At 54.4% G+C, this 21,353-nt stretch carries 18 protein-coding genes and 4 tRNA genes; 15 read left to right on the top strand and 7 right to left on the bottom strand.

What is annotated here, in order from left to right; all coding sequences use genetic code 11:
* Window positions 1–8 precede the first annotated feature (8 nt).
* The 14 genes from wzzE (at window position 9) to DAI21_RS05290 (ending at window position 11,865) form a co-directional block, all read left to right on the top strand.
* Window positions 9–1,055, top strand: coding sequence for an ECA polysaccharide chain length modulation protein (gene wzzE, locus DAI21_RS05225; RefSeq protein WP_100778419.1), 1,047 nt, complete (start codon window positions 9–11; stop codon window positions 1,053–1,055).
* A 56-nt stretch (window positions 1,056–1,111) separates the two neighbouring features.
* Window positions 1,112–2,242, top strand: coding sequence for a non-hydrolyzing UDP-N-acetylglucosamine 2-epimerase (gene wecB, locus DAI21_RS05230; RefSeq protein WP_102105666.1), 1,131 nt, complete (start codon window positions 1,112–1,114; stop codon window positions 2,240–2,242).
* Window positions 2,239–3,501: a UDP-N-acetyl-D-mannosamine dehydrogenase gene (wecC, locus tag DAI21_RS05235; protein WP_107702632.1), complete on the top strand. Its 1,263-nt coding sequence runs from the start codon at window positions 2,239–2,241 to the stop codon at window positions 3,499–3,501. Before wecB ends, wecC begins: the two co-directional genes overlap by 4 nt.
* Window positions 3,498–4,175: a dTDP-4-amino-4,6-dideoxy-D-galactose acyltransferase gene (gene rffC, locus DAI21_RS05240; RefSeq protein ID WP_107702633.1), complete on the top strand. Its 678-nt coding sequence runs from the start codon at window positions 3,498–3,500 to the stop codon at window positions 4,173–4,175. The genes wecC and rffC overlap by 4 nt, the downstream gene beginning before the upstream one ends.
* Window positions 4,176–4,179: 4 nt before the next feature.
* Window positions 4,180–5,310 (top strand): dTDP-4-amino-4,6-dideoxygalactose transaminase, encoded by a 1,131-nt coding sequence (gene rffA / locus DAI21_RS05245; RefSeq protein ID WP_107702634.1) that lies wholly within the window; start codon window positions 4,180–4,182, stop codon window positions 5,308–5,310.
* 1 nt (window position 5,311) lies between these two features.
* On the top strand, window positions 5,312–6,562 hold the full coding sequence (gene wzxE, locus DAI21_RS05250) for a lipid III flippase WzxE (protein WP_107702635.1): 1,251 nt from the start codon (window positions 5,312–5,314) through the stop codon (window positions 6,560–6,562).
* Window positions 6,559–7,638 (top strand): TDP-N-acetylfucosamine:lipid II N-acetylfucosaminyltransferase, encoded by a 1,080-nt coding sequence (locus DAI21_RS05255; protein ID WP_107702636.1) that lies wholly within the window; start codon window positions 6,559–6,561, stop codon window positions 7,636–7,638. The genes wzxE and DAI21_RS05255 overlap by 4 nt, the downstream gene beginning before the upstream one ends.
* On the top strand, window positions 7,635–8,984 hold the full coding sequence (gene wzyE / locus DAI21_RS05260) for an ECA oligosaccharide polymerase (RefSeq protein WP_100778428.1): 1,350 nt from the start codon (window positions 7,635–7,637) through the stop codon (window positions 8,982–8,984). Before DAI21_RS05255 ends, wzyE begins: the two co-directional genes overlap by 4 nt.
* Before the next feature lie 12 nt (window positions 8,985–8,996).
* Window positions 8,997–9,737, top strand: coding sequence for a lipopolysaccharide N-acetylmannosaminouronosyltransferase (wecG, locus tag DAI21_RS05265; RefSeq protein ID WP_100778429.1), 741 nt, complete (start codon window positions 8,997–8,999; stop codon window positions 9,735–9,737).
* 194 nt (window positions 9,738–9,931) lie between these two features.
* The gene (locus DAI21_RS05270; protein ID WP_100778430.1) at window positions 9,932–11,314 is read left to right on the top strand and encodes an amino acid permease; all 1,383 of its coding nucleotides are present in this window, start codon (window positions 9,932–9,934) and stop codon (window positions 11,312–11,314) included.
* A gap of 105 nt (window positions 11,315–11,419) precedes the next feature.
* Window positions 11,420–11,496: transfer RNA gene (locus DAI21_RS05275), tRNA-Arg, on the top strand.
* Between the two features lie 65 nt (window positions 11,497–11,561).
* Window positions 11,562–11,637, top strand: a tRNA-His gene (locus DAI21_RS05280).
* Between the two features lie 22 nt (window positions 11,638–11,659).
* Window positions 11,660–11,746, top strand: a tRNA-Leu gene (locus DAI21_RS05285).
* 42 nt (window positions 11,747–11,788) lie between these two features.
* Window positions 11,789–11,865 (top strand) — tRNA-Pro (locus DAI21_RS05290).
* Between the two features lie 568 nt (window positions 11,866–12,433).
* Here DAI21_RS05290 and hemY read toward each other — a convergent pair.
* The 4 genes from hemY to hemC are packed head-to-tail and all read right to left on the bottom strand — an operon-like array spanning window position 12,434 to window position 16,517.
* The gene (gene hemY / locus DAI21_RS05295; protein ID WP_102105659.1) at window positions 12,434–13,627 is read right to left on the bottom strand and encodes a protoheme IX biogenesis protein HemY; all 1,194 of its coding nucleotides are present in this window, start codon (window positions 13,625–13,627) and stop codon (window positions 12,434–12,436) included.
* Between the two features lie 2 nt (window positions 13,628–13,629).
* Complete coding sequence (gene hemX, locus DAI21_RS05300; RefSeq protein WP_100778432.1) at window positions 13,630–14,817, bottom strand: uroporphyrinogen-III C-methyltransferase; 1,188 nt, start codon at window positions 14,815–14,817, stop codon at window positions 13,630–13,632.
* A gap of 21 nt (window positions 14,818–14,838) precedes the next feature.
* Complete coding sequence (gene hemD, locus DAI21_RS05305; RefSeq protein ID WP_107702637.1) at window positions 14,839–15,579, bottom strand: uroporphyrinogen-III synthase; 741 nt, start codon at window positions 15,577–15,579, stop codon at window positions 14,839–14,841.
* Window positions 15,576–16,517 carry a hydroxymethylbilane synthase gene (gene hemC, locus DAI21_RS05310; RefSeq protein ID WP_146003479.1) on the bottom strand — a complete coding sequence of 314 codons (942 nt, stop codon included), beginning with the start codon at window positions 16,515–16,517 and terminating at the stop codon, window positions 15,576–15,578. The genes hemD and hemC overlap by 4 nt, the downstream gene beginning before the upstream one ends.
* A 345-nt stretch (window positions 16,518–16,862) precedes the next feature.
* On the opposite strand from hemC, the gene cyaA reads away from it, so the two are divergent.
* Window positions 16,863–19,406: a class I adenylate cyclase gene (cyaA, locus tag DAI21_RS05315; RefSeq protein ID WP_107702638.1), complete on the top strand. Its 2,544-nt coding sequence runs from the start codon at window positions 16,863–16,865 to the stop codon at window positions 19,404–19,406.
* Between the two features lie 117 nt (window positions 19,407–19,523).
* On the opposite strand, the gene DAI21_RS22935 is transcribed toward cyaA, so the two are convergent.
* Genes DAI21_RS22935 through DAI21_RS05325 form a run of 3 tightly spaced genes read right to left on the bottom strand, consistent with a single transcriptional unit; the run spans window position 19,524 to window position 21,346 of the window.
* The gene (locus tag DAI21_RS22935; protein ID WP_159075405.1) at window positions 19,524–19,985 is read right to left on the bottom strand and encodes a hypothetical protein; all 462 of its coding nucleotides are present in this window, start codon (window positions 19,983–19,985) and stop codon (window positions 19,524–19,526) included.
* A gap of 2 nt (window positions 19,986–19,987) precedes the next feature.
* Window positions 19,988–20,851, bottom strand: a complete 864-nt coding sequence (locus DAI21_RS05320) for a hypothetical protein (protein ID WP_234419517.1) — start codon at window positions 20,849–20,851, stop codon at window positions 19,988–19,990.
* Window positions 20,852–20,866: 15 nt separating this feature from the next.
* Window positions 20,867–21,346, bottom strand: coding sequence for an Hcp family type VI secretion system effector (locus tag DAI21_RS05325; protein WP_107702639.1), 480 nt, complete (start codon window positions 21,344–21,346; stop codon window positions 20,867–20,869).
* Window positions 21,347–21,353: the final 7 nt, after the last annotated feature.

A 21,353-nucleotide genomic window follows, 5' to 3' on the forward strand; every position in this document is an offset into this window, starting at 1 on the left:
GGATTGTGATGACTCAACCGTTGGCGGGAGCGAAATCAGTGGTAACTGAGAATGAGCTGGATGTTCGTGGTTTGTTTCGTGTTCTATGGGCGGGCAAACTGTGGATTGCTGGGATCGCGCTGGGGTTCGCGCTGTTAGCGCTGGCGTATACCTTTTTTGCGAAACAAGAGTGGAGCGCGACAGCGATTACCGATCGACCAACGGTGAATATGCTGGGCGGATTCTATTCGCAGCAGCAGTTCCTGCGTAATCTCGACATTAAAGCCAATCTGGCCTCTTCGGATCAGCCCTCCGTGATGGATGAATCTTACAAAGAGTTCATCATGCAGCTGGCTTCCTGGGATACGCGCCGTGATTTCTGGTCCCAGACCGATTATTACAAGCAGCGTATGGTCGGCAACAGTAAAGCCGACGCCGCCCTGCTCGACGATCTGATCAACAACATCCAGTTCACGCCAGGCGACATCCTGCGCAATATTAATGATAACGTTAAGCTGATTGCCGAAACCGCGCCGGACGCCAATAACCTGCTGCGTCAGTACGTGGCATTTGCCAGCCAGCGCGCCGCGAGCCATCTCAATGATGAGCTGAAAGGGGCCTGGGCCGCGCGTACTATCCAAATGAAGGCGCAGGTCAAACGCCAGGAAGAGGTGGCTAAAGCCATTTTCTCCCGCCGCGTCCATAACATTGAACAGGCACTGAAAATTGCCGAGCAGCGCAATATCTCCCGCAGTGAAACGGACGTTCCGGCTGATGAACTGCCGGATTCAGAAATGTTCCTGCTGGGCCGCCCGATGCTGCAGGCACGCCTGGAAAATCTGCAGGCCGTTGGGCCAGATTTTGATCTCGACTACGACCAGAACCGCGCGATGCTCAATACCCTGAATGTCGGTCCTACACTGGACCCGCGTTTTCAGACCTATCGTTATTTGCGAACGCCTGAAGAACCTGTAAAACGCGATAGTCCGCGTCGCGCATTCCTGATGATCATGTGGGGGATTGTGGGCGCATTGACGGGCGCAGGCGTGGCGTTAACACGTCGTCGCACAAATTAAGAACGCCGTCTACGATGAAGGTTTCGGCCTTCATCACCTAATCGAAGAGAATCGATGTGAAAGTACTTACCGTATTTGGCACAAGGCCGGAAGCCATCAAGATGGCGCCGCTGGTCCATGCGCTGGCAAATGATCCCTGGTTTGAGGCGAAAGTATGCGTTACCGCGCAGCATCGGGAGATGCTTGATCAGGTTTTAAATCTCTTTTCTATTGTCCCGGATTACGATCTCAATATTATGAAACCGGGGCAGGGATTGACCGAAATTACCTGCCGCATTCTGGAAGGGCTAAAACCTATTCTGGAATCGTTTAAACCAGACGTGGTTCTGGTGCACGGCGATACCACTACCACCATCGCAACCAGCCTGGCGGCATTCTATCAACGCATCCCGGTCGGGCACGTTGAAGCCGGTTTGCGCACCGGCGACCTTTATTCTCCGTGGCCTGAAGAGGCCAACCGTACGCTTACCGGTCATCTGGCAATGTATCACTTTGCGCCAACCGAAAATTCCCGGCAGAACCTGCTGCGCGAAAACATCCGTGATGACAAAATTTTCGTGACCGGCAATACGGTGATTGACGCCCTGATTTGGGTTCGCGATCGCGTGATGGCCAGCGACGCTCTGCGCGAAGAGCTGGCGGTGCGCTATCCGTTCCTCACCGCTGGCAAAAAGATGATCCTGGTGACGGGCCATCGCCGCGAGAGCTTTGGCCGTGGGTTCGAGCAGATCTGCCATGCGCTGGCGGAGATCGCCGCGCAAAACCCTGACGTCCAGATCGTCTATCCGGTCCACCTCAACCCGAACGTCAGCGAGCCGGTTAACCGCATCCTCGGCCATATCGAAAACGTGATCCTCATTGAGCCGCAGGACTATCTGCCGTTCGTCTGGCTGATGAACCACGCGTGGCTGATTTTGACCGACTCCGGCGGCATTCAGGAAGAGGCACCGTCGCTGGGTAAACCGGTGCTGGTGATGCGTGAAACGACCGAGCGTCCGGAGGCTATTAAAGCCGGAACGGTACGCCTGGTCGGGACCGACACTAAACATCTCGTGGCAGAGGTGACACGCCTCCTACACGATGAAAAAGAGTACCAGGCGATGAGCCACGCCCATAATCCTTATGGTGACGGGCAGGCCTGCAGTCGTATTTTGCATGCACTTAAACATAATCGGGTAACGCTATGAGTTTTTCTACCATCTCTGTCATTGGTCTTGGTTACATTGGACTGCCGACTGCGGCCGCTTTTGCATCGCGTCAAAAACAGGTTATCGGGGTGGATATCAACCAGCATGCGGTGGATACCATTAACCGTGGTGAAATTCATATCGTGGAGCCGGATCTCGACAAAGTGGTCAAAACCGCAGTTGAAGGCGGTTTTCTCAAAGCCAGCACAACGCCGGTGGAAGCCGATGCGTATCTGATCGCGGTGCCGACGCCGTTTAAAGGCGAGCATGAGCCGGATATGGTGTATGTCGAAGCGGCGGCAAAATCCCTTGCTCCAGTGCTGAAGAAAGGCGCGCTGGTGATTCTGGAGTCCACTTCTCCCGTCGGCGCGACGGAGCAAATGGCCCAATGGCTGGCGGAAGCCCGCCCTGATTTGACCTTCCCGCAGCAGGCAGGCGAACAGGCGGATATTAATATCGCCTACTGCCCGGAGCGCGTTCTGCCCGGCCAGGTGATGATTGAGCTGATCAAAAATGACCGCGTAATTGGCGGGATGACGCCCGTCTGCTCTGCGCGTGCCAGCGAACTCTACAGCATCTTCCTCGAAGGGGAGTGCGTGGTCACTAACTCCCGCACGGCAGAAATGTGCAAGCTCACCGAAAACAGCTTCCGCGACGTCAACATCGCTTTTGCTAACGAACTGTCACTCATTTGTGCCGACCAGGGAATTAACGTCTGGGAACTGATTCGCCTGGCGAACCGCCATCCGCGCGTCAATATTCTCCAGCCAGGACCTGGCGTGGGCGGTCACTGTATCGCCGTGGACCCGTGGTTTATCGTGGCACAAAACCCGGACCAGGCTCGCCTGATCCGCACGGCCCGCGAAGTGAACGACGGTAAACCGCACTGGGTAATGAACCAGGTGAAAGCCACGGTAGCGGATTGCCTGGCCGAAAGCGGCAAGCGCGCCAGCGAGATAAAAATCGCCTGCTTTGGCCTGGCGTTTAAGCCAAACATCGACGACCTGCGCGAAAGCCCGGCGATGGGCATCGCCGAGATGATTGCCAACTGGCACACCGGTGAAACGCTGGTTGTGGAGCCAAATATTCATACCCTGCCGAAGAAACTGGCCGGGCACTGCCAGCTCGCGACGCTGGAAAACGCACTGAACACTGCCGACGTGCTGGTTCTGCTGGTAGACCATAGCCAGTTCAAAGCCATCAGCAGCGATGCGGTGCAGCAGAAGTATATTGTTGATACGAAAGGGGTGTGGCGTTGAGTGAGTTGCCCGGCGTACTTGAACCGCTAACCTGGGAGAGTCAATTTTTTGGTCTCTCCTCTGCGGTAGTGCGCTTTCGCGACGACGCTCCGGCACTCACGGCGGCGGATTTTTCGCCGTGGGCGCGGGTACAGGCCAAAATTCCGGCAGGGCGCGCCGACTGGCTGGATGCCCTACAAACGCTGGGTTTTCAACTGGTGGAAGGCGAAGTCGATCTGAGCCTTGCCGTCACGCCGCACAGCCTGGCTGCCGCAGAAGTGGCGACCGAACAGGATATCCCCGCGCTGCGCCAGATGGCCGCGCAGGCTTTTGCGCAAAGCCGTTTCCGCGCGCCGTGGTATGCGCCTGACGCCAGCGGTCGTTTTTACGCCCAGTGGATTGAAAACGCCGTCAAAGGCACGTTTGACCATGAATGTCTGGTTTTCCGCGAAAACAGCGGTGAGATCCAGGCGTTTGTCTCGCTGCGCCAATTGAGCGATAGCGAAGCGCGTATTGGCCTGCTCGCCGGGCGCGGAATGGGCGACAAACTCATGCAGGCCGCCCTGAATTGGGCCGCGCAGCGTCATTTATCAACTTTGCGCGTGGCGACCCAACTAGGCAACACCGCCGCGCTTAAACGTTACATTGCCAGCGGTGGCAACATTGATGCGACCGCTTACTGGTTATACAGGTGACAAGATGATTCCATTTAACGCGCCTCCCGTTGTGGGCACCGAACTTGATTACATGCAGTCTGCCATGGGCAGCGGCAAACTTTGCGGAGACGGTGGTTTCACCCGTCGCTGCCAGCAGTGGATGGAGCAGCGTTTTCACAGTGCGAAAGTGCTGCTAACGCCATCCTGTACGGCGTCGCTGGAGATGGCTGCTCTGCTGCTGGACATCAAGCCGGGCGACGAAGTCATCATGCCGAGCTACACCTTCGTCTCGACGGCGAATGCGTTTGTCCTGCGTGGTGCCAAAATTATCTTTGTGGATGTCCGTCCGGATACGATGAACATCGATGAAACCCTGATTGAAGCGGCGATCACCGATAAAACGCGGGCGATTGTGCCGGTACACTATGCGGGTGTGGCCTGTGAGATGGACACCATCATGGCCATCGCCAAAAAGCACAACCTGTTCGTGGTAGAAGACGCCGCGCAAGGGGTGATGTCCACCTACAAGGGCCGTGCGCTGGGTACTATTGGCCATATCGGCTGCTTTAGCTTCCATGAAACCAAAAACTACACGGCGGGCGGTGAAGGTGGCGCAACGCTGATTAACGATCGCGCGCTGGTGGAGCGGGCTGAAGTGATCCGCGAAAAAGGGACCAACCGCAGCCAGTTCTTCCGTGGTCAGGTCGACAAATACACCTGGCGCGATATCGGCTCCAGCTATCTGATGGCCGATCTGCAGGCCGCCTATCTCTGGGCGCAGCTCGAAGCGGCTGAGCGCATCAACCAGCAGCGTTTGACCCTGTGGCAGACCTATTACGATGCCCTGACGCCGCTGGCGCAAAAAGGGCGTATTGAGCTGCCGACGATCCCGGCAGACTGCGTTCACAACGCACATATGTTTTACATCAAACTGCGCGACAACGACGATCGCAGCAGTCTGATCGCTTACCTGAAAGAAGCTGAGATTATGGCGGTGTTCCATTACATTCCGCTGCACTCCAGCCCGGCGGGTGAAGCGTTCGGCCAGTTTGTCGGTGACGATCGCTACACCACGAAAGAAAGTGAGCGTTTGCTTCGTCTGCCACTGTTCTACAACCTCGCGCCGGTGAATCAGCGCACGGTGATTAATACCCTTCTGAGCTACTTCCGCTGATATGTCACTGGCGAAAGCATCGGTGTGGACCGCCGCGTCCACACTCGTCAAGATTGGCGCAGGGCTGCTAGTTGTAAAAATGCTGGCGGTGTCATTTGGCCCTTCTGGTGTCGGGCAGGCCGGTAACTTCCGTCAGCTCATCACCGTACTCGGCGTGCTTGCCGGGGCCGGTATTTTCAACGGTGTCACCAAATACGTAGCGCAGCATCACGACGATGAGGCCGCGCTGCGTCGGGTGGTCGGCACGTCCTCGGCGATGGTGCTCGGGTTCTCCACGCTGCTGGCCATCGTCTTTTTACTGGCGGCCGCGCCTGTCAGTCAGGCACTCTTCGGCAATACCCATTACCAGGGGCTGGTACGTCTGGTGGCGCTGGTGCAGATGGGGATCGCCTGGGCTAACCTGCTGTTAGCCTTAATGAAAGGTTTCCGCGACGCCGCCGGAAATGCGCTGGCACTGATTCTGGGCAGCCTTATCGGCGTCATTGCCTATTATTTCTGCTATCGCCTTGGCGGCTATGAAGGCGCGCTGCTTGGCCTGGCGCTGGTTCCTGCACTGGTGGTCATTCCCGCTGCGTTTATGCTGATGCGCAGGCGCACAATTCCCCTGAGCTATCTCAAGCCGCAGTGGGACAAAATTCTGGCGGGGCAGTTAGGGAAATTTACCCTGATGGCGCTCATCACTTCCGTCACGCTTCCTGTGGCGTATGTGATGATGCGAAACCTGCTGGCAGCGCACTACAGCTGGGATGAGGTCGGGATTTGGCAGGGTGTCAGCAGTATTTCTGACGCCTATCTCCAGTTTATTACTGCCTCGTTCAGTGTCTATTTGCTGCCGACTCTGTCGCGGTTGACCTCCCGGCAGGACATCACCCGCGAAATTGGCCGCTCACTGCGTTTTGTGCTTCCTGCTGTGGCCGCCGCGAGTTTAACCGTCTGGCTGCTGCGCGACGTCGCCATCTGGCTGCTGTTCTCTGCGAAATTTACCGCGATGCGCGACCTGTTCGCCTGGCAGCTGGTGGGCGATGTCCTGAAAGTGGGTGCTTACGTTTTCGGCTATCTGGTGATTGCCAAAGCCTCTCTGCGGCTGTATATCCTGGCAGAGATTAGCCAGTTCACGCTGCTGACCGGTTTCTCGCACTGGCTGATCCCAACGCATGGCGCGCTAGGGGCGGCTCAGGCCTATATGGCCACTTACATTGTCTATTTTGCTGCCTGTTGCGGCGTATTTTTACTTTGGCGTAGACGCGCATGACTGCACTGATTCACGTGTTGGGTTCGGATATCCCGCATCACAACCGCACAGTATTACAGTTTTTTAATGACTCGCTGGCGGCCGGCAGCGCCGACGCGCGCGAGTTTATGGTCGCGGGCCAGGATAAGGGGCTAAGCGCCGCCTTTCCTGCGCTGTCGTTAAGCTTCTGGCCGGATAAATCCGCGCTGGCAAACGCGGTGATCGCTAAAGCCAAAGCCAACCGCGAGCAGCGTTTCTTCTTTCACGGCCAGTTTAATACCGGCCTGTGGCTGGCGTTGCTGAGTGGCGGCATCAAGCCTGCGCAGTTTAACTGGCATATCTGGGGCGCGGATCTGTATGAAGTGTCGCGCGGCTGGAAATTCCGCCTGTTCTATCCCCTGCGCCGTATGGCTCAGGGGCGCGTTGGCTGCGTGTTTGCGACGCGCGGCGACCTGAACTTTTTCGCGCAACAGCACCCAAACGTGCGCGGCGAACTGCTCTATTTCCCCACGCGGATGGACCCTGCGCTGAACACAATGGCGAACGATACGCAGCGCGAAGGCAAGCTGACCATACTGGTGGGCAATTCGGGCGATCGCAGTAACGAACACATCGCAGCGCTGAAAGCCGTGCATAAGCAGTTTGGCGACACGGTGAACGTGATTGTGCCGATGGGCTATCCTGCACATAACGACGCGTATATTGCGGAGGTCCGTCAGAGCGGGCTGGCGCTGTTCAGCCCGGATAATCTGCAAATCCTCAGCGAAAAGCTCGAGTTTGACGACTACCTGGCCCTGCTCAGAAAATGCGATCTCGGCTACTTCATCTTTGCGCGCCAGCAGGGGATTGGCACGCTGTGCCTCCTGATTCAGGCCGGCGTTCCGTGCGTGCTTAACCGTGAAAATCCTTTCTGGCAGGATATGGCGGAGCAGCACATTCCGGTGCTGTTTACCACGGACGATCTGAATGAGGATGTGGTGCGCGAAGCACAGCGTCAGCTGGCGTTGGTGGATAAAAATGCCATCGACTTTTTCAGCCCGAATTTTCTCACGCCCTGGCATCAGGCGCTGCGGATAGCTGCAGGAGACAAAGCATGAGCCAGTTGGAATTTAGCGGCTTACTGGTGATTTGGCTTCTGGCCTCGCTGTTTATCGGCACGCTCACCTGGTTTGAGTTCCGCCGCGTGCGCTTTAACTTCAACGTCTTCTTCTCGCTGCTGTTCCTGCTGACCTTCTTCTTCGGCTTCCCGCTGACCAGCATTCTGGTCTTCCGCTTTGACGTGGCCGTCGCCCCGCCAGAAATTCTGATGCAGGCCCTGTTGTCTGCCACCTGTTTCTACGCGGTGTACTACGTCACCTATAAGACCCGTTTACGTCCGGTGAACCACGCGCCGCGCCGTCCGCTGTTCACCATGAATCGGGTGGAAACGCACCTGACCTGGGTGATGCTGATGATTATCGCGCTGGTGAGTGTCGGTATTTTCTTCATGCATAACGGCTTTTTGCTGTTCAAACTGCACTCTTACAGCCAGATTTTTTCCGCCGAAGTGTCCGGCGTGGCACTTAAGCGTTTCTTCTATTTCTTCATCCCCGCGATGCTGGTGATCTACTTCCTGCGTCAGGACAGCAAAGCCTGGCTGTTTTTCCTGGTGAGCACGGTAGCCTTCGGTCTTCTGACCTATATGATCGTCGGCGGGACGCGCGCGAATATCATCATCGCCTTCGCGATCTTCCTGTTTATCGGCATCATTCGCGGCTGGATCTCGCTCTGGATGCTGGTTGCGGCAGGGGTGTTTGGGATTGTCGGCATGTTCTGGCTGGCGCTCAAGCGCTACGGCATGGACGTGAGTGGTGACGAAGCGTTTTACACCTTCCTGTACCTCACCCGAGACACCTTCTCGCCGTGGGAAAACCTGGCGCTACTGCTGCAAAACTACGACAAAATTGACTTCCAGGGGCTGGCCCCCATCGCACGTGATTTCTACGTCTTTATCCCGACCTGGCTGTGGCCCGATCGGCCTGGCGTGGTGCTGAACACGGCGAACTACTTTACCTGGGAAGTGCTCAACAACCACTCTGGCCTGGCGATCTCCCCGACGCTGATTGGCTCGCTGGTGGTGATGGGCGGCGTGTGGTTTATCCTGCCGGGCGCCGTGGCCGTTGGGCTTATCATCAAATGGTTCGACTGGCTTTATGTGCGCGGGAACGAAGAGACCAACCGCTATAAAGCGGCGATTTTGCACAGTTTCTGTTTTGGTGCCATTTTCAATATGATCGTGCTGGCGCGTGAAGGGCTGGATTCGTTTGTGTCACGCGTGGTGTTTTTCATGGTGGTCTTCGGTCTCTGTCTGCTGCTGGCGAAACTGTTGTACTGGCTGTTTGATAGCGCGGGCCTGATTCACCGACGACTGACGCGGGCAACCAGCACGCTTTCCCAAGTCTGAGTAAGGATAATAATGACTGACAATACCTCTGCGCCGGTCTATGCGCTGCGCGGCCTGCAGCTCATCGGCTGGCGTGATATGCAGCATGCGCTGGATTATCTCTGCGCTGATGGGCAGATCAAATCTGGCACCCTGGTGGCCATCAATGCCGAAAAAATGCTGGCGATTGAAGACAACGCGGAAGTGAAAAGCCTGATTGAAGCCGCCGAGTTTAAATATGCCGACGGCATCAGCGTGGTCCGTTCGATTCGCAAAAAGTTTCCGCAGGCGCAGGTCTCTCGCGTTGCCGGAGCCGATCTCTGGGAAGCGCTAATGGCGCGGGCAGGACAGGATGGAACGCCAGTATTCCTGATTGGTGGTAAACCCGATGTGCTGGCGCAGACGGAGCAGAAACTCCGCGCGCAGTGGAATGTTAATATCGTGGGCAGCCAGGATGGCTACTTCAAACCCGAGGATCGTCAGGCGCTGTTTGAACGCATTCGCGACAGTGGCGCGAAAATCGTGACCGTGGCGATGGGCTCCCCGCGCCAGGAAATCCTGATGCGCGACTGCCGTCTGGTTTACCCGAATGCCCTGTATATGGGCGTTGGCGGCACCTACGACGTCTTTACCGGCCATGTGAAGCGTGCGCCAAAAGTGTGGCAAAACTTAGGGCTGGAGTGGTTATATCGCCTCTTGTCCCAGCCGAGCCGCATTAAACGACAGATTAAACTCCTGCGCTATCTGGCCTGGCATTACACCGGCAAAATGTAATCAAAATGTAGCGCGATGTGCTATTCGCGCTGCAACCCGCCTGCAAAACTGCTGCGTTTCTGTGCAATACGTTCATTTTTTTAATGCATCGTTTGCCATTTAGCAGGATTTAAGAAACCATTCCTCCCCGTATTTCAGTACCCAAAAATAATAACCGGCAAAAGCCGGGCAACAGCAAACACAACCGAGGATTTATGGCAGAGAAAAAACCTGAGCTTCAGCGTGGGCTGGAAGCTCGTCACATTGAATTGATAGCGCTAGGCGGCACTATCGGCGTCGGCCTGTTTATGGGCTCCGCAAGCACGCTTAAATGGGCAGGCCCGTCGGTCTTACTGGCGTATATCGTCGCAGGACTGTTCGTCTTCTTCATCATGCGCTCGATGGGCGAAATGCTGTTCCTTGAGCCGGTTGCCGGTTCATTCGCCGTTTATGCGCACAAGTACATGAGCCCCTTCTTCGGCTATCTCACGGCCTGGTCCTACTGGTTTATGTGGATGGCGGTGGGGATATCGGAGATCACAGCGATAGGTGTCTACGTCCAGTTCTGGTTCCCGGAAATGGCACAGTGGATACCAGCGCTGATCGCCGTAGGATTGGTGGCGCTCGCGAACCTTGCGGCTGTGCGTCTGTACGGCGAAATCGAGTTCTGGTTTGCGATGATTAAAGTCACCACCATTATCGTGATGATTGTGGTGGGGCTGGGCGTGATCTTCTTTGGCTTCGGCAACGGTGGTCAGGCGATTGGCTTTGGCAATCTGACCGAGCATGGCGGCTTCTTTGCGGGCGGCTGGAAGGGCTTCCTGACGGCACTCTGTATCGTGGTTGCCTCCTATCAGGGGGTGGAGCTTATCGGTATCACCGCCGGGGAAGCGAAAAACCCGCAGGTCACGCTGCGTAGCGCGGTCGGCAAAGTGCTGTGGCGTATCCTGATTTTCTACGTGGGCGCGATTTTCGTTATCGTCACCATCTTCCCCTGGAACCAGATTGGCACCACCGGCAGCCCCTTCGTGCTGACCTTCGCGAAAATTGGTATCACGGCGGCGGCAGGGATTATCAACTTCGTGGTGCTGACGGCGGCGCTCTCAGGCTGTAACAGCGGCATGTACAGCTGTGGACGTATGCTCTATGCACTGGCGAAAAACCGTCAGCTTCCGGCGGCGATGGGGAAAGTCTCCCGCGCTGGCGTGCCGGTAGCGGGCGTAACGGTCTCCATTGCCATTCTGCTGATTGGCTCGTGCCTGAACTACATCATTCCCAATCCACAGCGCGTGTTTGTCTATGTCTACAGTGCCAGCGTGCTGCCGGGCATGGTGCCGTGGTTTGTGATTCTGATTAGCCAGCTGCGTTTCCGTCAGGCGCACAAGCAGGCGATCGCCAGTCACCCGTTCCGCTCCATTATGTTCCCGTGGGCGAACTATTTAACGATGGCGTTCCTGATTTGCGTCTTGATCGGCATGTACTTTAATGAAGATACCCGCATGTCGCTGTTTGTCGGGATTATCTTTATGGCCGCCGTGTCGATTGGCTATAAGCTTTTTGGTCTCAGCCGCCACGCTGAAATCCAGAAAGTGGAGTAATAAGCGACAAAATGCACAAAGCGTAACCAAACGCGCATTATTTTCAAAAAAGCACTAGACAGCAGACCGAGACCTCCGTAATATCCAGCCCCGCAACGGCGCTAAGCGCCCGTAGCTCAGCTGGATAGAGCGCTGCCCTCCGGAGGCAGAGGTCTCAGGTTCGAATCCTGTCGGGCGCGCCAATAAAGTAGTGTGGCGTTCGAGCTGCGGTGGTAGTAGTACATACCGCGTGAAAGAATAAGTAGTGGTGGCTATAGCTCAGTTGGTAGAGCCCTGGATTGTGATTCCAGTTGTCGTGGGTTCGAATCCCATTAGCCACCCCATTATTTGATAAGTTGTGACATTGCGACGGTGGCGGAATTGGTAGACGCGCTAGCTTCAGGTGTTAGTGTCTTAACGGACGTGGGGGTTCAAGTCCCCCCCCTCGCACCACGACTTAACGAATTGAACTAAAAATTCAAAAAAGCAGTACATCGGCGAGTAGCGCAGCTTGGTAGCGCAACTGGTTTGGGACCAGTGGGTCGGAGGTTCGAATCCTCTCTCGCCGACCAATTTTGAACCCCGCTTCGGCGGGGTTTTTTGTTTTCTGTCGTTTATTCCTCTGTTGTCATTTCCCGACAACGTTAATTCTATTTGTCGCGATTCAGAGACAGCTAATCCACTGTTTTATATGACTATTATTCTTTAGCGATAATTGTGTCGTTCTCAGGAGACACTTGCGCCAAATTTAGGTCCTTTTCAGCTGTTCTGAATACCCCATCAAAATAAAAATTCCTTTCTTCTTATCATGTTGCGAAATGTAAAACTTCTTTTTGTAACCCTGGCACGTAACGTGCAATAATATACGCGTAGATGCTCATTCCATCTCTTATGTTCGCCTTAGTGCCTCATAAACTCAGGAATGACGCAGAGCCATTTAAGGTGCTTATCGTCCACAGACAGATGTCGCTTCGGCCTCATCAAACACCATGGACACAACGTTGAGTGAAGCACCAAATATGTTGTCAAACAGACCTGTTTAACGCCTGCTTTTATAGCAGGCGTTTTTTTATGGGCGATCCTCAGGATTGCGGCAATAAAAAAGGAGGCCCATGGGCCTCCTGATTGCACTGCTTAAGCTTACTGACCGTTGTTCTGCAACGTTAACAGCAGGCCATCGCGACGCATGGCAGCGGCTTCTTCCGGCTTGTGCTGTTTGTCCAGCGTATCGGCCAGCCAGGCGTAGTCAAACGCATCCGGGCGCTGTTTCAGCGCTGCGCGGAAAGCGAGACTTGCCTCCTGCCATTCGCCGTGTTTCATCAGCGACTGGCCCAGCGTACTCCACAGCAGCGGGCGGTCACCCACGGTTTTGATCTGCTGGCGCAGCATCTTTTCCATCTGCTCAGGATTATTGGTTTTAAGACGTGGGATCACCATCACCAGACGGTCATCATACTGGCGTTTCAGGCCATCAAGGATGATCTCCTGCGCTGTGTCATGATCGTCACATTCGATGAGATGTTCGGCCATCGCCACCTGCAGCGGAACCTGCTGGCGCGTTTTGCGGCTCTGATTTTTCCACCAGGTTTTCAGCCCATCGCTGCCCAGATCGGCTCGCGCCTGATCCATCAGACCAATCCACGCCTGGCGCTGCAGCTCATCACGATGCTCATCATCGCCCACGTTGGCTTTCGCCATCGATGGGATGATATCCAGCAGTGAACCCCAGGCGCCGGTGCGGATATAAGCCTGCTCGGCAAGACGCAGCACTTCCGGATGGCGCGGGGTGATCTCCAGCAGGCGGTCAACGCCATGACGCGCGGCGTGATTCTCATTGCGTGCCAGCTGGATGCGCACGCGGGTGATTTCTACCGGGATCTGATCATTCGATGCCAGCTCCGACGCGCGCTCCAGATGCTGATTCGCACGCGCCTCATCCCCACGCTGCTGGGCCGCTTCGGCGGCTAACAGATAGTTCACCACCGGCTGCTCGGCATGGTCGGCGTTTTTCGACATCAGCTTTTCAACCTGCTGATAATCGCCTTCGGCCAGTTTAAGCAAAGCCTGTTCAGTCTGTTTGCGCGCGCGGCGGCGTTTGCGGCCAACGAACCAGCCACGGGTGTGCGCACCGGTACGGAAGATGCGGCGCAGGATCCATTCGATCGCAAACAACACCACCATGGTGAGGATCGCGATGATCACCAGACCCGTCACGCTGGTTTCAATGTTGTAGTTATCGGTCTGGATCAGCACATAGCCCTGATGGCCAGCAATCAGCGGCCCGAGGACGATCCCAGCGATCAACAATAAGAAGAGTAATAAGACTTTTAACATGATCACTCTCCTTGAGGTGCGCTTTCAGGGGCTGGCGCAGGGGCTGCTGCATCCGGCTGCGCTGCAACGCCAGGCTGGGCCAGCAGGTTGCGCACGCGGGTTTGCATCAGTTTTTCCAGAATCGGCTGGCTTTCGAGTTTGTCCGGGACATTCATGGTGATATTTTGCTGGCTGAGCTTATCAACATCGTCCAGGAACGCGGTCGTCGTGGCATCGCTGGTATCGTAGTAAGCACGTACCCACGTTGAAACATTATCCAGCGCCTGCTTGTAGGTCTCTTCCTGATGACGCGGGACGGCCTGCGCCGCAACCAGCAGTCGGGAGCGGATGTTTTCGCGCAGATAGACGTCCTGATTCGGCGCTAACAGCGGAACAGCGGTTTCGTCGCGGCGGCGGACGGTGATAAAGCTGTCCATAAAGTTCTGCCAGCTTTTTTGCAGATTGATACGCCACTCGCTCAGGGAGCTGGACAGCTCCGTGCCGTCGGAATCCATCGGGGAGTCGTCGTCGTTGTTATCCGCGAGGCGCAGGTTATCAATCGAATTCGACAGCTGATTGACCTTCAGAATGATGCCGTCGTAATCGACCTGCGAAACCGCACCCAGGCTGGCGATATCTTCGGTAATGGCGCGACGCGCGGCGATCAGGCTCGGGTCGTTCATGTCGGCCAGGCTGGCGTCGGCGCTTTTCAGCAGCGCGGCGGCGGTGGTGACATCCTGATCGCTCCACAGCTTACGTCCGGCCAGTTTGACCAGGAAATCGGCCTGAGAGAGCAGCCAGGTTTTGGCATCGGTACCGGAGATGGTCGCCACTTTTTGCTGCACTTCGCCGAGCTGTTTCGTCAGCTCTTCCTGGCGGGAGTTGGCTTCGGCCAGCTGCGTAGATTGCTGCTTAATGACGCCTTCCAGCTCCGCTTTCTGCGTCTCCTGCGCTTTTTGCAGGGCGGTGATTTGGTTCACCAGCGCATCGCTGGTGACCGTCTGGTTAGTGGCCTGTTTTTTTACCAGACCGTATAGACCGACACCGGCCGCCAGGGCAATGGCGATAGCTATCGCGCTCAGCGCCAGGCTGGTTTTATTGCTGCCGTTTTTTTTCTCAACAGTGTGTTCAGTCTTTTCTGGCTGCGGCGGGGTGGCCACAGTCTCCCTGGTCTCTTCAACCACGGCGGAGGATTTTTCTTGTTCCGTCATTATGGCTTCCCATTATGAGAGTTATTGTAATGCGCGCAGCAGCGCATCGTTGTCGGCGTTATCAGCGATCCGAATATCTTGCCAGCCCAGTTCCCGGGCGAGGTTCGCCAGACGCTCACTGACGACCAGAAGCCGACAGCGGAGTAACCAGTTTTCACGATACCATTGCGGAATGAGCGACCAGAGCTGCTGTAGCATTTCGCCGCTGGTGATGACGATGGTATCCACGCCGCGCGTGTGCCAGCGCATCGCTTCCTGCGCGCCGTCATAATATTTTGCACAGCGCTGGTAGCATTCGCAGAACGTGACGTCAGCCCCACGGGCGCTTAAGGTTTCGCCCAGCAGTTCACGGCCGCCGTTTCCGCGCAAAATCAGCGCACGCTTTCCCGCAACAGTTTGTAATTCAGGTAATTGTAGCAAGATTTCGCTGATTTCCCGATCTAACGGGTATTGGACGTCAATTCCGCTGACCGCATGCAGGGCCAGGGCGGTGGTGCGTCCAATGGCGAAATAGCGCGGCGCAGTCGGCCAGTGCTGTTTCTCTTGCTGCAGTTGGGCGTGTGCAAATTCCACGGCATGTTGTGATAAGGCGAAAACTAAATCGCCTTCATTCAATGCGTGCAGATGGTCGGCGAGCGCAGAGAGCTGCCGGCCAGGGGAGAACTCAATCAGCGGAAAACTCCATGCCACCTGCCCCAGTGCGCGCAGACGGCTCACTAACTGCTCTCCTGCGGGAGAAGGGCGGGTGACGAGAATATTCATGCTGGTGGTTCTCCGTTGTAGACGTCTGCCAGAATTTCGCGGGCGCCGTTATTCAGCAGTTCTTCGGCAAGTGAGATGCCGAGCGCTTCGGCGTCTTGCGCCCGTCCGCGGCGTTCGCCACGCACCATCTGTGAACCGTCCGGTGCGCCAACCAGCGCACGCAGCCACAATTCACCGTCAATGAATTCAGCATAGCTGCCAATCGGCACCTGACAGCCGCCTTCAAGGCGGGTGTTCATGGCGCGCTCGGCTTTGACGCGAATCTCGGTTTCGTCGTGATTCAGCGGTGCCAGCAGGGCACGGGTGCGGTCGTCGTCAAGACGACACTCAATCCCCACCGCGCCCTGGCCAACGGCCGGAAGTGAAAGCTCTGGCGCAAGGGCAACGCGTACACGAGACTCCAGCCCCAGACGTTTCAGGCCCGCAACCGCCAGAATAATGGCATCGTAATCGCCGTTATCCAGTTTGCCGAGACGCGTACCGACATTGCCGCGCAGAGAGCGAATCACCAGGTCCGGGCGACGCTCAGCCAGCTGACACTGACGGCGTAAACTTGACGTGCCAACCACGCTCCCGACGGGTAAATCGTCCAGAGAAGCGTAGTGGTTTGAGACGAACGCATCGCGCGGATCTTCGCGCTCGCAAATCGTCACCAGGCCCAATCCCTCGGGGAATTCGACCGGGACATCTTTCATGGAGTGGACGGCGATATCGGCGCGGTTCTCAAGCAGTGCAACTTCCAGCTCTTTGACGAACAGGCCTTTTCCGCCCACTTTCGCCAGCGGCGTATCAAGGATCACATCGCCGCGCGTCACCATAGGAACCAGTTCGACACGCAACCCGGAATGGCAGGCTTCGAGGCGCTGCTTAACATATTGTGCCTGCCATAGCGCAAGGGGGCTTTGGCGTGTGGCAATTCTCAAAACATTGTCTAACATGCTTGTTACCGTCATTATCGTCCGCAGACCATCCTAACATTGTTGACTCTGGGATGTCAGTTTTACGGTCGATGAAGGGGTGAGGGACAAGGCGGTGCGCAGGACACCCGCTGCCGTATTAAGGAATTTACACGTACAGAACGGTGCTACACTTGTATGTAGCGCATCTTTCTTTACGGTCAATCGGCAAGGTGTTAAATTGATCACGTTTTAGACCATTTTTTCGTCGCTACCACCATTGAGTAAGGACGAAAAAGGGTAACGGTTCTTTTTTGAAATACTGCGGGCTCGTAATCATTGCTCTTTTGAACGATTGCTACGTCCGGCAACATCAGGCGATATGTCTTGTACCTCTATATTGAGACTCTGAAACAGAGACTGGATGCCATAAATCAATTGCGCGTGGATCGTGCGCTTGCTGCCATGGGACCTGCTTTCCAACAGGTTTACAGTCTGCTGCCAACATTACTGCACTATCACCATCCGCTGATGCCAGGTTACCTCGATGGTAACGTTCCCCAGGGCATTTGCCTTTTCACGCCTGATGAAACTCAACAGCACTATCTGACCGAGCTGGAACTCTACCGTGGCATGCCGCCGCAGGTGTCTCCAAAAGGTGAGCTGCCGATAACCGGCGTCTACACCATGGGGAGTACCTCATCCGTAGGCCAAAGCTGTTCTTCTGACCTGGATATCTGGGTCTGCCATCAATCCTGGCTCGATAATGACGAGCGCCAGTTGTTGCAGCGTAAATGCAGCCTGCTGGAGAGCTGGGCGGCGTCGCTCGGCGTGGAAGTGAGCTTCTTCCTGATTGATGAAAACCGTTTCCGCCATAACGAAAGCGGCAGTCTCGGTGGTGAAGACTGTGGCTCCACGCAGCATATTTTGCTGCTCGACGAATTTTACCGTAGCGCCGTGCGCCTCGCCGGGAAGCGTATTCTGTGGAATATGGTGCCGTGCGAAGAAGAAGAGCATTACGACGATTACGTCATGTCGCTCTACTCCCAGGGCGTCCTGACGCCAAACGAATGGCTGGATCTGGGCGGTTTAAGCTCTCTGTCCGCCGAAGAGTATTTTGGCGCGAGTCTGTGGCAGCTCTATAAGAGTATTGATTCCCCGTATAAAGCGGTGCTGAAAACCCTGCTGCTGGAAGCCTACTCCTGGGAATACCCTACGCCGCGACTGCTGGCGAAAGATATCAAACAGCGTTTGCATGATGGAGAGATCGTCTCCTTTGGCCTCGATGCCTATTGCATGATGCTTGAACGCGTGACCGAATACCTGAAAGCCATTGATGACACCACGCGTCTCGATCTGGTACGTCGATGTTTCTATCTCAAAGTCTGTGAAAAACTCAGCCGCGAACGCGCATGCGTTGGCTGGCGTCGTGAAGTGGTCAGTCAGTTAGTCAAAGAGTGGGGCTGGGACGAAGAACGTTTGTCTATGCTCGATAACCGCGCCAACTGGAAAATCGATCAGGTGCGTGAAGCGCACAACGAACTGCTCGATGCGATGATGCAGAGCTACCGCAATCTGATTCGCTTCGCCCGCCGTAACAACCTCAGCGTTTCCGCCAGCCCGCAGGATATCGGTGTTTTAACCCGTAAACTTTACGCTGCGTTCGAAGCGCTGCCGGGGAAAGTCACGCTGGTTAACCCGCAGATTTCGCCGGACCTGTCAGAACCTAATCTGACCTTTATCTATGTTCCGCCAGGCCGCGCCAACCGCACGGGCTGGTATCTGTACAACCGTGCGCCAAGCATGGATTCGATCATCAGCCATCAGCCGCTGGAATATAACCGCTATCTGAACAAGCTGGTGGCCTGGGCCTGGTTTAACGGCCTGCTGACATCGCGGACGCGCCTGTTTATCAAAGGCAATGAGGTCGTTGATCTCGCCAAATTGCAGGAAATGGTCGCCGATGTGTCGCACCACTTCCCGCTGCGTCTGCCAGCGCCAACACCAAAAGCGCTCTACAGCCCGTGTGAGATTCGCCATCTGGCGATTATCGTCAACCTGGAATACGACCCGACGGCGGCCTTCCGCAATCAGGTGGTCCATTTTGATTTCCGCAAGCTGGATGTCTTTAGCTTTGGCGAGCAGCAAAACTGCCTGGTCGGCAGCGTGGATCTGCTGTATCGCAACTCGTGGAACGAAGTGCGTACTCTGCATTTCAACGGCGAGCAGGCGATGATCGAAGCGCTGAAAACTATTCTCGGCAAAATGCACCAGGACGCTGCGCCGCCGGATAGCGTGGAAGTGTTCTGCTACAGCCAGCATCTGCGTGGCCTGATTCGTACCCGCGTGCAGCAGCTTGTGTCAGAGTGTATCGAACTGCGCCTGTCCAGTACGCGTCAGGAAACCGGACGCTTCAAAGCGCTGCGTGTCTCCGGTCAGACCTGGGGCCTGTTCTTTGAACGCCTCAACGTCTCTGTACAGAAGCTGGAAAACGCGATTGAGTTCTACGGCGCGATTTCCCACAACAAGCTGCATGGCCTCTCTGTGCAGGTAGAAACGAACCACGTTAAACTGCCGCAGGTGGTGGATGGGTTTGCCAGCGAAGGGATTATCCAGTTCTTCTTCGAAGAAGCGGCCGATGAGTCCGGGTTTACCATTTATATTCTGGATGAGACCAACCGCGCCGAGGTGTATCACCACTGCGAGGGCAGTAAAGAAGAGCTGGTGCGCGACGTGAGCCGCTTCTATTCGTCCTCACACGACCGCTTCACCTACGGCTCAAGCTTTATCAACTTCAACTTGCCGCAGTTCTATCAGATTGTGAAAGTCGATGACCGCGCGCAGGTGATTCCGTTCCGCACCCAGGTTATCCCCGCTCCGCCGGCCAACCAGGACGCGAATCAGCCGCTGTTGCAGCAGTATTTTTCCTGAGCCACCATGCCGGATGCACTTCGCTTATCCGGCCTAAGGTTCAGTCGTTGTAAGCCCGATAAGCGTAGCGCATTCGGGCTGCCGCCTAATAAGTCGTTTCAGACACGCCGCAATGATTCACCAAAAACTAGATGGTGGGGCAATGCTCTTACATAAATCTAAATCAATCACAAAGTACCCATGTAGTGAGGCCCCCTGGCACGGATGATATCCAGAAAAAATCAGCCATAATGGCACTAAATAAGATGCGATGATGAAGATTCCGAAAATAACAATGCTAAAAAACAAAAATATACTTCCTGCTAATGTTGGTCGTTCTGTAGTTATGGTTCTTTTCTGAAATAAAGTACGAAGCGTAAAACCAATAATATATAGCGCAAATGGCAATCCTCCAAAACATGCGATTGACATACCATAATTGAAGATAATATCGTTGCGATTAATTAATGATATAACACTTCGTAATGGAACTGATTTAATATTGAATATAATAAATAGAGAGAATACTCCTATGATAAAAATGGATACGATTTTTTTGATGATAAACACTTTCCAGCTTAACGTTGTATTTTTTTTCATTCTTACCATCCCTGGCTGAATAAATTGCTAAAAAAATGATCGTTGTGTTGTAGGTTCCAAGCACTGATTTTATTCCTTTCTGTGATCGCTGTAAGGAGTCCTTTTTTTAGGCTTGTAGATAAATTTAATTTATCATCAATAATGTTAAATCCTATGTTCGTAGCAAATCCTATAGCAATTATACAAAAAGGAGTAATTAATATTGATCCGCTTATTAACATAAATCCCCCACCAATCGCTCCAATCACCACTCCGGCAACCATCGCTTTCACCGCATCCATAGGAATATCTACCAGAAAATCATTCAATGTATAGTCAGATTTAAAAATGAGTTCTATCGCTCGCCACGCAAGAGAAAAATAGATACAACATTTAATTCCGCCCGTAATAGCACCGAAATATCCAAGCCTTCCAATCCCCATTTCCATTATCTGTACATTGCGAGCACCATAGCGGGTCCCCTGCAAAATACGACGCAGGCCTGGATAACCAGTGATTTTGATGTAGCTATGGCCATTGAGTGTGTATTCAACCGCTTTGATACCCAGCGATTTAAAGTTAATAAGTAATTGCCCTGCAGGGTTATAGTAAGTTGTCAAACGACTGAGAAAGTGAAAACCATCCATGGCGTCTTTGATATTCCCTGGCCCTGCGCGGTAGGAGAAAAAGCTATCGATGTTTCCAAGCATCTCGTCAGTCACTTCCTGCGCTTCCTCAAGCGTCAGCAAAAGGATATGGTGACTTTGACTAATCAACGTGTCATTAAGCATTGCCATATCACCCAGCATAGGATTCATGCTGGGAAACGGATGAGAGTCGTGGTTGTCCCAGGGGTTTGGATCTGTGTGCCATTCATTCATGTTCATTATCGTTCCTTGAGATTATAAAATTCGCTCACTCCACAAACTGTATGCACTTGTTCCGGCTGAGAAATGCTCCCAGGTGATAGATTCATAACTGAAGGAAACTTTTTCCTGTGATTCTGCTCCGTTTTCAATAACGCTGTGCGGAATGACTGTTTCCAGGTGCAAAATGTGGGCGTTGGTCAGCTTTATTTTATAGTAAAGCTCATTCATACCTGCCCGGTTGGTACGGTAAACACTGAATTCACAGGTTAGCGTTTCGTTATCATTTATGGCTTTTCCTAACAGAGGAGAAGATTTATCGATGGGTTTTACAATACTTAACTCCTGATGATTAACGTTCTGTACGCGAGAGAGGGCATGCTTGAGCGCATACACCATGATTTGATCAACATGGGCGAGTTGGGCCTTATTACCGATTGAACTCATGGATGCACAGCCAGCAGAAATTAACCCTTGCTGGTTGCCATTCAGGGTTAAATAAACCAAGTCAGACATATCATTT

It is taken from the genome of Lelliottia sp. WB101 (assembly GCF_003051885.1).
GTDB classification, from domain to species: Bacteria; Pseudomonadota; Gammaproteobacteria; order Enterobacterales; family Enterobacteriaceae; genus Enterobacter; species Enterobacter nimipressuralis.

Bases quoted from the DNA above. Each gene is read 5' to 3' on its own strand.
- wzzE (WP_100778419.1), top strand. From the start codon at position 9: ATGACTCAACCGTTGGCGGGAGCGAAATCAGTGGTAACTGAGAATGAG.
- wecC (WP_107702632.1), top strand. From the start codon at position 2,239: ATGAGTTTTTCTACCATCTCTGTCATTGGTCTTGGTTACATTGGACTG.
- rffA (WP_107702634.1), top strand. From the start codon at position 4,180: ATGATTCCATTTAACGCGCCTCCCGTTGTGGGCACCGAACTTGATTAC.
- wzxE (WP_107702635.1), top strand. From the start codon at position 5,312: ATGTCACTGGCGAAAGCATCGGTGTGGACCGCCGCGTCCACACTCGTC.
- DAI21_RS05255 (WP_107702636.1), top strand. From the start codon at position 6,559: ATGACTGCACTGATTCACGTGTTGGGTTCGGATATCCCGCATCACAAC.
- wzyE (WP_100778428.1), top strand. From the start codon at position 7,635: ATGAGCCAGTTGGAATTTAGCGGCTTACTGGTGATTTGGCTTCTGGCC.
- wecG (WP_100778429.1), top strand. From the start codon at position 8,997: ATGACTGACAATACCTCTGCGCCGGTCTATGCGCTGCGCGGCCTGCAG.
- DAI21_RS05270 (WP_100778430.1), top strand. From the start codon at position 9,932: ATGGCAGAGAAAAAACCTGAGCTTCAGCGTGGGCTGGAAGCTCGTCAC.
- hemY (WP_102105659.1), bottom strand. From the start codon at position 13,627: ATGTTAAAAGTCTTATTACTCTTCTTATTGTTGATCGCTGGGATCGTC.
- hemX (WP_100778432.1), bottom strand. From the start codon at position 14,817: ATGACGGAACAAGAAAAATCCTCCGCCGTGGTTGAAGAGACCAGGGAG.
- hemD (WP_107702637.1), bottom strand. From the start codon at position 15,579: ATGAATATTCTCGTCACCCGCCCTTCTCCCGCAGGAGAGCAGTTAGTG.
- hemC (WP_146003479.1), bottom strand. From the start codon at position 16,517: ATGTTAGACAATGTTTTGAGAATTGCCACACGCCAAAGCCCCCTTGCG.
- DAI21_RS22935 (WP_159075405.1), bottom strand. From the start codon at position 19,985: ATGAAAAAAAATACAACGTTAAGCTGGAAAGTGTTTATCATCAAAAAA.
- DAI21_RS05320 (WP_234419517.1), bottom strand. From the start codon at position 20,851: ATGAACATGAATGAATGGCACACAGATCCAAACCCCTGGGACAACCAC.
- DAI21_RS05325 (WP_107702639.1), bottom strand. From the start codon at position 21,346: ATGTCTGACTTGGTTTATTTAACCCTGAATGGCAACCAGCAAGGGTTA.